This window comes from Algoriphagus sp. AGSA1, assembly GCF_021390545.1.
GTDB lineage: Bacteria > Bacteroidota > Bacteroidia > Cytophagales > Cyclobacteriaceae > Algoriphagus.
Window position 1 is genome coordinate 96,191 of sequence record NZ_JAJUWR010000002.1, and the last position, 12,562, is coordinate 108,752.

Genomic DNA, 12,562 nt, shown 5'->3' on the forward strand with positions numbered 1-12,562 from the left:
AAAAAAATCCAAAAAAAATGATGAGGAATGATTAGGCTGTGGCTCTTATAGTCATAATACTAATCCAGAGCCTGTGACTTTTCATCATCCCGATTATCAAAAATTTTCCATAGAGGACTTTACCTTCGACCCTTTTTTCAGGGATTGGGTACTTTATCCTACACCCGAACATGACGAGTTTTGGATGAGGTGGTTGGAATCCAATCCGGGAAAAAGGCCATATGTGGACGGTGCCAGGGGATTGGTCCTGTCGTTGGAATGCTCTAGGGAAGAATTGTCTCCTTCGGAATTACAGGATGTTTGGAGCAAGATTCAGGAAGAAGTGGATTTGCCACAAAAGCCCTTTGAGATTTTTAGGTCGGAGAAGCGTAGTTGGAAATTGGTGGCGGGAATGCTAGTGGTCTTGTTTTCTGTTACTTTGGGCTATTGGCTTATGATCCCGAGGCAAGTAGAGTTTGTGACCCATTACGGGGAAACACTCGATATCACACTTCCCGATAGCTCCACAGTCAAGCTCAATTCTAATTCTAGACTTACCTACTCAGACAATTGGGAAGAACAGACCGTCCGGGAAATCACAATTGAGGGAGAAGCATTTTTCAGTGTTGTACACAAAGTAGATCACCAGCCATTCCGCGTACTGAGTTCCAAAGGGGTGACAGTTGAGGTACTGGGAACTGAATTCAACGTATATAACCGCGCTGAAGAGACGGAAGTCATACTCAATTCCGGTTTGGTCACCCTCAGCTTCCCGGTGGCGGAGAAAGAAGGCAAAATAGTGATGGAGCCAGGCGATCTGGTCAAATTTAAGAATAACCAGTTCCAAAGAGAAAAGGTAAACACTTCATTATATACCTCATGGAAAGATAATATTCTGAACCTGGAGCATACCAGTCTGGCAGATATGGTGAAAATGGCTAAAGATAATTATGGGGTTGTAATCGAGGTGCAAAATAGAGAAGTGCTGCACTTGACCGCCTCGGGATCCATGCCATTGACAGATGTAGATTCATTTCTCCATCAGATTGCTCTGATTTTCAATGTAGAACTGTCAAAAGAGAACAACAAGTACTTGATTGAATAACCCAAAATGAAATTTTCCCCAAATAACCTCAAACCCTTTAAGCATGAAAAAGCTATTACTATTCATGTGTATAGGCTGCTCGATTTCTTGCTATGCGCTGGCGCAAGGCACGGAATTAATTGCATCCGGGCGGACTACTTACACTGCTGGCGAACCCAGCAAAACCTATGACGATTTGCACAAAAGCCTAAGTAGGCTAGAGCAGGATTTTCATGTCTCTATCGCCTACCAAGATGATGTGGTACGTACCAAGAAAACCAAAATCAAGCAAGAGTCATTTGAATCAGTGGAGCAAGGCCTCCAAGTGATTTTACAAGGAACTGGGCTGAAATATGAAAAAGCAGCAGAACGTTTTTACATTATTTCACCCAAAAAATCCATTTTAAATTCCGGGCTTACGGCTTCAGATGCCATATTGGTGGACACCAGGTCTGGCAGCCCGGCAATGTCTGGTAAATCCAATTTAGAAACAAACAGAAGTAAAGTTCAGCTGAAAAGAATCCAGGTCGAAGGAAAGGTGGTGGATGAAAACGGCATAGGATTTCCAGGAGTAAATGTACTGCTGAAAGGGACCTCTACAGGTACTGTCACAGATGCCCAAGGCGATTTTTTGATTAATGTAGAAAATGAAAATTCCGTATTGGTGTTTTCTTTTGTCGGCTATGTTGATCAGGAGGTGGTAGTAGGTAATAGGACTGTCATTAATGTGAGCATGCAGGTAGATGAGAGTAACCTGGAAGAAGTGGTAGTGACTGCACTTGGTATAGAAAAATCGGCAAAAAGCCTAGGGTATTCTACGTCCACGGTCAAGTCAGATGAGCTTACTGTCAATAGGACTCCCAACGTGATGAATGCCCTTCAGGGAAAAGTGGCCGGTGTGAATATTTCCACTTTAGGGTCTGGCCCCGGAGGAACCTCTAAAATAAGGATTCGAGGACAGTCATCTATTTCCGGTCAAAACAATCCCCTGATTGTGGTGAATGGTGTCCCGATCGACAACACTAATTTTGGTTCAAAGCCAGGTAATAATGCTTCAGACAGTGGTATTGGTGTTCGAGGAGGAGGAGGCAATACTTCGGATGGAGGAGATGGACTTTCCAGTATCAACCCTGATGATGTAGAATCCATGACTATACTGAAGGGAGCAGCGGCGGCGGCACTTTATGGGTCCCGGGCCAAAGACGGAGTCATCATGATCACCACCAAGAGTAAAAACGATACCAAGGGAATAGGGGTGACTTATAATATTAATTATACTAATGAGGCACCGCTTGATTTTACTGATTATCAATATGAATACGGTCAGGGTGAGCAAGGTGTAAGACCTACCACTCCTAATCCCACGTCAGGGCAGTGGTCTTTTGGAGAGAAGTTCCAGCCGGGAATGACGCAGATGCTGTTTGACGGGGTTACCGTTCCATACGAGCCGGTGAGGGGAATTATCAACGATTTTTTCCGTAATGGACAAAATGTGACCAATTCAGTGACTTTGGCCACCTCTACGGAAAAGGGCGGTCTTAGTCTATCCTTTTCCGATCTCAATAGTAAGGGGATAGTCCCTAATAACTCTTACAATAGAAAGACGATCAACTTAGGGTTTGGCTATGAGCTTTCGCCTAAATTCTCCTTTAGGGGGAATTTTAATTATTCCTTCGAAAAAAACACCAATCCGCCTAACATCGGGGAACAGGACAATACCATTCCGGTGGCTTTGTACAATATGGCCAATTCAATGCCGCTGGATGTGTTGCGGGACAATCGCTATGATGCCAATGGGAATGAGGCGGTCTATTCCAGGTTCAGAAACAGGACAAACCCATATTTCACGCTCTCTGATCAATTTCAGAATATAAAAAGGGACCGTATTTTCGGGAACGTTGCGCTAAAGTATCAAATAAATGATTGGTTGTTTGTTCAAGGGAGAGTTGGAGAGGATTTTTGGTCCAGAGACCAGGATTACAACAACTTCCCAACGGGACAAGCATCTAGAGCTGAGGCCCCGGAAGGTTTTGTAAATGGTATGTACACCCAGGAGCAGCGAAGGTTCCGGGAGATCAATACAGACTTCCTTATCAATGCCAACAGAGAATTCGGGGACTTGAGGGTCAACGCAAATTTTGGAGGGAACCACATGCAGCGCCGATCTGAACTGAATAGTGTCCAAGTGACTGATTTTGTGGTTCGGGGCTTATATACTGTACAAAATGGCAGAGCTAAAGATCCCCTTTATGATCTTAATGAACGGGCTGTTAATTCACTATATGGATCAGCTGAATTTTCCTATAAGGACAAGTTCTTCCTGACAGGTACAATTAGAAATGACTGGTTCTCCACTCTTTCCAAGGCAAATAGAAGTATCTTATATCCTTCGGTATCAGCGAGCTGGGTGTTTACCGAAAACTATTCCACCTCCGGTTGGTTGAATTTCGGTAAGATCAGGGCTGCTTATGCGGAAGTGGGGAGTGATGCTGATGTGGGAGCATATTCCAATGTGCTTTTTTATGGGATAAATAACAACCTGTTTGACGGTCAGCCGGTGGGTGGTCCCACAGGTACTAACCTCCCCAACCCTAATTTGAGGCCTATGCGGATAGGGGAAGCTGAGGTAGGTTTCGAGCTGGGGATGTTCCAGAGTAGGGTCAGTCTGGACATGGCTTTCTACCGCAAACTCACCACAGACCAGATCGTGAGTGCGCAGATTTCGGATGCAAGTGGATTTGTAAATACTTCCATCAATAGCGGACAAAGCGTAAATAAAGGAGTAGAGATGCTTTTGACGCTCGTTCCTATGGAGAATAACAAGTTCACTTGGGAGACTACCTTCAATGCTGCCTATAATATAACGGAAGTACTCAGCCTGCTGACTGATACACCCGGGGAAAGAATCACTGTCGGCACCCACGTTTTCAACGGGGAATTGCGCCAGATTGTGGGGATGGAAATGGGACAGGTAGCAGGTTTTGGCTTTAGGAGGGATGAACAGGGGCGGAAAATTTTTGGAGCCAATGGACTGCCTCTCAGAACTACAGATCTGGTAAACTTTGGTAGCGCATTGCCTAATTGGGTGGGCGGAATCAACAATTCCTTTAATTATAAAGGGGTGATGTTATCGTTTCTGATTGATTTCAAGCTTGGAAACACTATGCTTTCCGGTACCAATTTCAATGCCGTTCGTCACGGACTTCACAAGATGACACTGGAAGGTAGAGAAGGCGGAGTAGTGGGAGAAGGGGTGAATGAGGCAGGTGAAACAAATACCGTGGTGGCACCTGTACAATCTTACTGGGAAATCGTGAGATCTCAGGCCTTAGTGGAGCCGGTGATATACAATGGAGGGTATTGGAAACTGAGACAGATCACCCTGGGGTATGATTTTACCAAGCATCTACCTGAAAACCAGCCGTTCAGATCGGTTAAGCTCAACTTTGTCGCCAATAATGTATTCATGATCAAAAAATGGGTGGACAATATTGATCCGGAATCATTCGGCTACTCCTCAGATAATCTTGTGGGAATGGAGTCAACAGGTCTCCCTTCCACACGGGGATTAGGTTTCAATCTGAATGTCAAATTTTAACCCAAATAGCCATGAAAAAGATATCTAAATATATACTAATCATACTCGTGGTGCTGTACTCATCGGCCTGCGACAGCAACTTTGATGAGCTGAATACCAATAAAGTAAGTGCCACGTCGATTGATCCCGCATTCCAGCTAAACGCAGCGATCGTAGGCTGTGCCTATCCCAATGGTTCTCTGGTCTATGATATGGGGGTGGTTCAGCAGATAGTCACACCTAATTCCGGGTTAGTCTCCGGAGCTAATTACAACCAAGATAACAGAACTTTGACTCAGGAATTGTGGCAGGGATATTATAGAAATGTCATCAAAAACACCCGGGATGTTATCGTTAGGTTGGAAGAAGATCAGACCCGGTCCAATTTAATGCAAATGACTAGGATTATTCAGGCATTTGCCTTTATGGTGTTGACGGATGATTACGGCAGCATCCCTTATTTTGAAGGTGGCAAAGGGTACTCGGACCAGATTTACCTGCCTGTATATGATTCTCAAGAAGCTATTTATACAGATTTAATCAAGGAATTGACAGAAGCTACTGCTGGCCTTAATGTATCGGGAACTCTAGAGACCGCAGATGTACTTTATAACGGGGATGTGGAAAAATGGAGGAGTTTTGGCTACTCCTTATTGTTGAGAGCAGGGATGCGATTGAGCAAAGTGGATCCAAACAGGGCCGCACAGGTGGTCCAAGCTGCTGTTCAAGGCGGTGTGATCCTGAATAATTCCGATAATGCAGCTATCCGCCATGATCCTAACTACACAAATCCAATCGGTAACTTTCTAAATGCTACTGAGGCTTCCAATTTCTATCTCACTGAGCCATTTGTCAACTATCTGAAAAATACAAATGATCCAAGATTGTCCGCTATCGCCGTGACGTACGTCGGGGCAAAGTCCGGGCCTGAGCAAATTCCGGAGAATGAAACGTATGATGCGGATGTTCACATAGGCATTCCTATGGGAAATGATAATGCCGGAGCGGTAAAAGCTGCCTCTGACTTAGGATTGGTGAGTTTTTATGAATTTGCTCAAGCTGACAGGAGGAGAGTGACCAAAAATACCGCTCCGAACTTCCTGGTAACAGCTTCACAAAATTATTTGCTGATGGCTGAAGCTAGGGAAAGAGGCTGGATCAATACAGGCACTGTGGAGGAATACTACACTGCGGGAGTACGGGCGCATATGAATCAGTTAGGGACAATAGACGAAGCATCTGATATAGCCGCTTCGGAAGTTAATCAATACCTTGAGGAAAACCCGTTTGATCCATCAAATGCCCTGGAACAGATCAATACACAATACTGGGTTTCCAGTTTCCTGAATGGACCGGAAGCATTTGCGAATTTCCGCAGAAGTGGTTATCCGGATCTTTTGCCTAATCCATATCCAGGCAGAGAAGTCGAGTTCATCAATAGGCTAACCTATCCAAATTCGGAGATTTCTGTGAATTCAGAGAATGTCTCCGCAGCTATTTCGGCCCAAGGTCCTGATAATCTTGCCACAAAAGTGTGGTGGGACAAATAAAAATACTACCGAGTCTGGAAAATCCAGTCTCGGTTTTTTTAATATTAGTTATATTCCAAAATGAACAGAACCTATATAACCCTATTGCTTCTATTGTTTTTAATGATAGAATCTTCCGCCCAACAGATTTCTAAAGAAGAAATGCTTTTTCTCACCCAAGAGTGGGAAGGGGAACGGTTTGAGGACGGACGCCCCAAAGTTTCAGATGAGCTATTGAGACGGATGAAAATCGTGACCCATGATGAGGCGTGGGCAGTGATGAAAAATGCAGGCTACAAATACCAATATGCTGATGGGTGGCAAATGATCAACCCGGACAGCATTCTTGTAGGGAGGGCATTGACGGCGACCTTCATGCCCGGCAGACCTGATATTCACGGGGCTATAGATGCCAGAGGCAAAGCTGAAGGTAAAAAAGGACAGAATGTCTGGCCGGTGGACCTATTGGTACAGGGAGATGTATATGTGGTGGATCAGTTTGGGATTCATGATGGAGGTCCCACGATCGGTGATAATGTAGGCAATGCCATTTATGCCAATTCAGGGAATGGAATAGTATATAATGGTGCCGTACGTGACATTCCTGGCCTGAAGGAAATTGGTGGGTTTACCTCCTACTATCGAACCTATCATCCTTCTCACCACAACCAACCTAGAGATCTCAATACTATGCTTACAGGGATCAATCATCCTACAAGAATAGGGCAGGCAACGGTCATGGCGGGAGACGTTGTCCTTGGGAGAGATGGCGCAGTGTCATTTATTCCCGCACATCTGGCTGAAAAAGTCGTGGTTACCTCCGAAGTTGTTCGCTTAAGGGACATGTTTGGTCACCAAAGAATCCGTGAAGGGAAATACACTGCCGGCGATATTGATACAAGATGGTCGGATGACATAGAAAGGGATTTTTCACAGTGGCTTGAGGATCATATTGATGAGTTGCCCATTGCCAGAGCGCAGATTCAGGAGATTTTAAAAGAACGGACCTGGTAACCCCTCATTTAAAAATTAACAAAACCAAAAACAGCCTATGAAACCTAAAAATTCAAGAAGATCATTTCTTCAAAAAAGCACATTTGCCGGCTTGGCAGGAGCCGGGCTGATGGGCACCTTTTCAGGATTAAATGAAGCGGTTGCGAAACAGAATCCCTACTCAAATCCATCGGATCTTAAAATCACAGATGTAAAATGCGGTTATGTGCGAGGAGCAGTCTATGTGAAAATCTATACTGATCAGGATGTATGGGGATGCGGAGAAGCTGTGGATGCCATACAGGGAACCTATTATATGGTACAGCGTATGGGCAGGATGTTGAGAGGCCAAAATCCCCTAAACCCAAATAGACTTGCAGAGCAAATCCGTAAAGGAGCATTTTTTGGTGGGGCACAATCCGGGGTTTTTGTGGCGGTGTTGACTGCTATCGAAACAGCCCTTTGGGATATTACCGGAAAGGTGTTTGGCGTACCTGTCTATCAGCTTTTGGGGGGTAAATTCCGGGATAAAATCCGCGTCTATTGTGATACTGCGCTTTATACCTCCACCAATCCTACGCCTAATGATTATGCTGAAGCCGCGCGTGGGGCAGTGGATAAGGGCTATAATGCAGTCAAATTTGATGTGGATGATGGCAGGGATCCCAATAAATATGACCGATTCAACTGGACTGCTAGCCCGGCGGAAATCGACCGTATGTACAATGCCATCGCAGCTGTACGTGAGGAGGTGGGACCGCATATCGATATCTGTGTGGATATGCACGGGAGATATGATGCCGTCACCGGGATGAAAATGGCCAAACTTTACGAGCCCTTGAACCTGATGTTTCTGGAAGAGCCAATCCCAGCAGATAATCCTGAAGTGTATAAGCATATTACCCAAGAAACAAGTACTCCAATCTGTGCTGGCGAAAACATCTATCTCGCTTACGGATTCACCAAATTATTGTCTGATGGAGCCTTGAATATCATTATGCCTGACTTGCAGAAAGCAGGTGGATTAGGCGAAGGGCAGCGGATCGCAAACTTGGCCAATTTGTATTATGTGCCTTTTTCCCCACATATGGTAGCTTCTTTTCTTGGCGCAATGGCCAGTTGCCATGTATGTGCTTCAGTACCGAACTTTCAGATTATGGAATGGCAGATTTATATGGATACAGACGATTTGTGGAAGGATATTGTAACCTACGATGGCCCGCGAACAGAGAATAGTTTCATTACCCTTTCTGAAAAACCTGGAATCGGTGTGGAAATCAATGAGGAAGGGATGAAGAAGCACGCCGTCCCGGGCATTCCTTTCTTTGAGTGACCCTGTGTAAACTATAGAATAGACTATCACTGATGCCCAATAAATACCAGCTGTATCACTTTCTTAGCTTGAGTGATTCTAGAGTGGGTGTGTCCGCTTCAGAGTAGGCAAGTTGGTCTTTCGGGGATATAAGTTAATTGACATTTGGTAGCTTTTGCCATATAGTGTCATTGTCTGGATAGCTGTATTCAATAAAAAAATCAGGAACGACCTTAGAACCTAAAGTACATAACCTGAATGCGCATGAACACATTCAACAAATTAACCTAACCCAACCTTAAATGAGTACAATGACCTCACACATCAAAACACTGAAACTTTCATTAGGGATTCTTACTGTGATTTATTTTCTGATGCCCTATTTCCCAGTAGCCGCCCAGAATGTAGGGGCATCAGCCGAGTATATCAAGGCATTGACACCAGGCTGGGACGGAGAAAGATTTCCCGATGGTAGGCCTAAAGTCCCAGATGCCATTTTGGAGCGACTAAAGAATATCTCCATAGAAGAAGCATGGGGTGTACTGCGGAATAAAGGCTACCAAAACCAGTATGAAGGTGAATGGCAGATTATGCTTCCGGATGAAGCCATGACAGGAAGAGTGGTCACTGCGCAATATATGCCACTGAGGCCGGATCTGGAAAAGCAGGTCAAGACCCAGGGCGTGGAAAAGGAGGGGAGAGCACCAAAAGGGGGGACGAATTCCTGGCCTATAGATATATTGACTACCGGAGATGTATATGTGGCAGATGGATATGGTAAAATAGCGGATGGTACTCTTATAGGGGATAACCTCGGAAATGCGATCTATGCTAAGTCCCAGCGGGGCGTGATCTTTAACGGATCTGTCAGGGATCAGGAAGGACTATCCAAGATCCATGGTTTCAATGCCTGGATCAAAGGGCAGGATCCCTCATACATCCAACAGATGATGCTCACATCCATCAATACACCAATCCGCATTGGACGGGCAACGGTACTTCCAGGAGATGTGGTTTTGGCTAAGAAGTATGGAGTGATCTTCATTCCTGCGCATTTGGTAGAGGAACTGGTGCTGACTTCTGAGGTTACAGGCTTGAGAGATGAATTTGGACACCTCCGGCTCAGAGAAGGAAAATATCTTCCCGGACAGATTGATAGTGAGTGGACTGAAGAAATCAAAAAGGATTTTCTGGACTGGCTGAATAATTACCCAGGAAAGCTACCGATGACAAAGCAAGAGCTGGATGAATACCTTAAAGAGCGTAACTATTGAGAGGGAAATTTATAAGGCTGAGCTCTCAATCAACTATCAGATACAATCCGTCTGCCGCATCTAGGATTCAGGGATTTGATCTCAATTATACAAATCTGTTAAATAATCAATTCAATAACCCAATTTACTATGAAAAACACCCTTCAAGATCTAGTCTATAAAAACAAACTCAGAGAGGAGCAGTATGCGGCACAGCGTCAGGCGGAGATCGAAAATCCCCTTACCCTTGATAACCGCAGGGACTTTCTTAAAAAAACCGCTCTTGGCGGATTAAGCCTTACCGCTTTGATGGGGCTATCTATGGAAGACACCCTGGCAGAAACCTCCAAAAATGTCCGTAGAGCCTCTGCTCCCTCCGACCTGAAAATCACAGATCTTCGTTATGCTTTGACCAATGTAATGGGAGGCACAGCAATCATCCGGATAGATACCAATCAGGGGATTTATGGATTAGGAGAGGTGAGAGACGGAGCGGATCCTAAGTATGCCCTGATGCTGAAAAGCAGGATACTCGGTGAAAACCCCTGCAATGTTGAGAAAATTTTCAAGATCATCAAACAATTTGGAGGCCAATCCCGGCAAGCAGGGGGCGTTTGTGCTGTGGAAATGGCTCTTTGGGATCTTTGTGGAAAAGCATATAATGTTCCTGCCTGGCAACTTCTCGGAGGAAGATATAGGGATTCAGTTAGGCTTTATGCCGATACTCCCGAAGCCGAATCCCCAGAAGAGCAACTGAAACTGATCAAATACAGAACGGAGGAACAGGGTTATACTTGGCTGAAAATGGATGTGTCAATAGGTGAAATCATCGATATTCCAGGCTGTATAGTCAATCCTGAGATTTTCAAAATGGGGAAAAGCCAATGGCAAGGAGGATATATGTCATATGCGAATACCGCCCACCCGTTTACAGGTGTACAGATCACTGAGAAGGGATTGGATGAGCTTGCCAAAATAGTAGATCATGTACGGGGGATGGTCGGTTATGATATCCCCATTTCCACAGATCACTACGGGCATTTTGATCTGAACAACTGCATACGATTAGGGCAGGCCTTGGATAAGTACCGCTTGGCTTGGCTTGAGGATATGGTGCCTTGGCAGATGTGGCAGCAGCATAAAACAATCACTGATGCGTTAAACACTCCTACCACCACAGGGGAGGATATTTATTTGCTACAGTATTTCAAAGACCTTATAGATAACCATGCCGTGGACATTGTCCATCCGGACTTGGCATCATCCGGCGGGCTTTTGGAAACTAAGAAAATTGCCGATTATGCAGAGGAAAAAGGGATTTCTATGGCCATGCACCAAGCAGGAACCCCGGTTTCATTCATGGCAAACGTACACTGCGCCGCTGCCTCCCAAAACTTCCTTGCGCTCGAACATCATTCCGTGGATATTCCTTGGTGGGAGGATATGGTGACCATGACCGGAGGTGGAAAAATAATTGATAAAGGCTACGCCCCGGTGCCGCTGGACGCTCCGGGCTTGGGAATAGAACTGAACGAGGAAGTGGTAAAAGCCCACCTACACCGTTCAGATGGTTCTTATTTTGCCCCTACCGATATGTGGAATGATAAACGTTCCCATGATAGGACTTACAGTTAAAACTTATCTTGTAGCCCAACCTATAGTTCCGGGAACTAGTGAGAGTCTAGTTCCTGGACAAATTTCTAAAGCATTCACCCAAATTCCTTTATTTTGAATCCCAAAATCATAAAATCCCTTTCAATTCTTACAGGCGTTCTATTACTGGCCGCACTAGCTGTTAGTATCTTTGTTGGTATAGCAAAAGCAGGATTTCTCTGGATCGGGTTTTTCTTTATCTGTGCCATTGCTTTTTTAGGAATACCAAAACTAAAAGGTTATGCCTATGCCATGATGATTTTTGGCTCCGTGACTATGGCTCTTTATTTTCCTCAGTATTTTGTAGAATATGATGGATTCAAATTCTCCACATTGATTGTTCCGTTGATTCAAGTGATCATGTTTGGCATGGGGACATCCATGAGTGTCAAGGATTTTCTCGGGGTGGTAAAAATGCCCAAAGGCGTATTGATCGGTGTATTATGCCAGTTTACCATTATGCCGTTTATCGGCTTTGTCTTGGCAAAATCAAGCGGTTTTCCTCCGGAAATCGCCGCCGGGATGATTTTGATCGGTTGCTCGCCCAGTGGCATGGCTTCTAACGTGATGAGCTTTCTGGCCAAAGCAAACCTGGCACTTTCCATTACCGTAACTTCCGTGACAACATTGCTGGCTCCCTTTGTCACCCCGTTCTTGATGGGCTGGCTTGCAGGTGAATTTGTGGAGATCAATGTAATGGACATGATGTTCAGCATAGTGAAGATGGTAATCATTCCTATAGGTGGGGGATTGGTGTTCAATTATTTCCTGCGGGGAAAGGCCAAATGGCTGGATGATTTGATGCCGATAATTTCCATGGCGGCGATCGCACTTATTCTAGTGGTCATTGTGGCCGCAGGAAGGGATAGCCTCTTGGATATCGGGCCTCTGCTCATCATTATGGTAGTGATACACAACCTGGCAGGTTACACCTTGGGCTATTGGTCCAGTAGATTGTTCAAACTCGATGAAAGGGACTGTAGAACAATAGCCATAGAGGTGGGGATGCAAAACGGAGGACTGGCATCAGGAATTGCCAAGGAGATGGGCAAGATCGCCACGGTAGGTTTGGCACCGGCAGTGTTTGGGCCATTGATGAACGTGACAGGATCGATCCTAGCCTCTTATTGGCATAAGAAACCCATAGATGAGTAAAAAAGGCAATAAATAACAGAATGGTAA

At 45.0% G+C, this 12,562-nt stretch carries 8 protein-coding genes; all 8 read left to right on the forward strand.

From position 1 onward, the window contains the following. Positions 1–73 precede the first annotated feature (73 nt). The 8 genes from LZF95_RS27730 (at position 74) to LZF95_RS01575 (ending at position 12,535) form a co-directional block, all read left to right on the forward strand. The gene (locus LZF95_RS27730) at positions 74–1,084 is read left to right on the forward strand and encodes a FecR domain-containing protein (RefSeq protein WP_233753227.1); all 1,011 of its coding nucleotides are present in this window, start codon (positions 74–76) and stop codon (positions 1,082–1,084) included. Positions 1,085–1,127: 43 nt separating this feature from the next. Then, positions 1,128–4,661, forward strand: a complete 3,534-nt coding sequence (locus LZF95_RS01545) for a SusC/RagA family TonB-linked outer membrane protein (protein ID WP_233753228.1) — start codon at positions 1,128–1,130, stop codon at positions 4,659–4,661. Positions 4,662–4,672: 11 nt separating this feature from the next. After that, entirely contained in the window at positions 4,673–6,190 is a 1,518-nt protein-coding gene (locus tag LZF95_RS01550) for a SusD/RagB family nutrient-binding outer membrane lipoprotein (protein ID WP_233753229.1), read from the forward strand. A gap of 60 nt (positions 6,191–6,250) precedes the next feature. After that, the gene (locus tag LZF95_RS01555; RefSeq protein ID WP_233753230.1) at positions 6,251–7,183 is read left to right on the forward strand and encodes an RraA family protein; all 933 of its coding nucleotides are present in this window, start codon (positions 6,251–6,253) and stop codon (positions 7,181–7,183) included. A 37-nt stretch (positions 7,184–7,220) separates the two neighbouring features. Continuing rightward, a complete protein-coding gene (locus LZF95_RS01560) occupies positions 7,221–8,495 on the forward strand; it encodes a mandelate racemase/muconate lactonizing enzyme family protein (protein ID WP_233753231.1) in 1,275 nt (424 codons plus the stop codon). A 353-nt stretch (positions 8,496–8,848) separates the two neighbouring features. Further along, positions 8,849–9,748, forward strand: coding sequence for an RraA family protein (locus LZF95_RS01565; RefSeq protein ID WP_233753367.1), 900 nt, complete (start codon positions 8,849–8,851; stop codon positions 9,746–9,748). 129 nt (positions 9,749–9,877) lie between these two features. Then, entirely contained in the window at positions 9,878–11,362 is a 1,485-nt protein-coding gene (locus tag LZF95_RS01570; RefSeq protein ID WP_233753232.1) for a mandelate racemase/muconate lactonizing enzyme family protein, read from the forward strand. 93 nt (positions 11,363–11,455) lie between these two features. After that, positions 11,456–12,535, forward strand: a complete 1,080-nt coding sequence (locus tag LZF95_RS01575; protein WP_233753233.1) for a bile acid:sodium symporter family protein — start codon at positions 11,456–11,458, stop codon at positions 12,533–12,535. Positions 12,536–12,562: the final 27 nt, after the last annotated feature.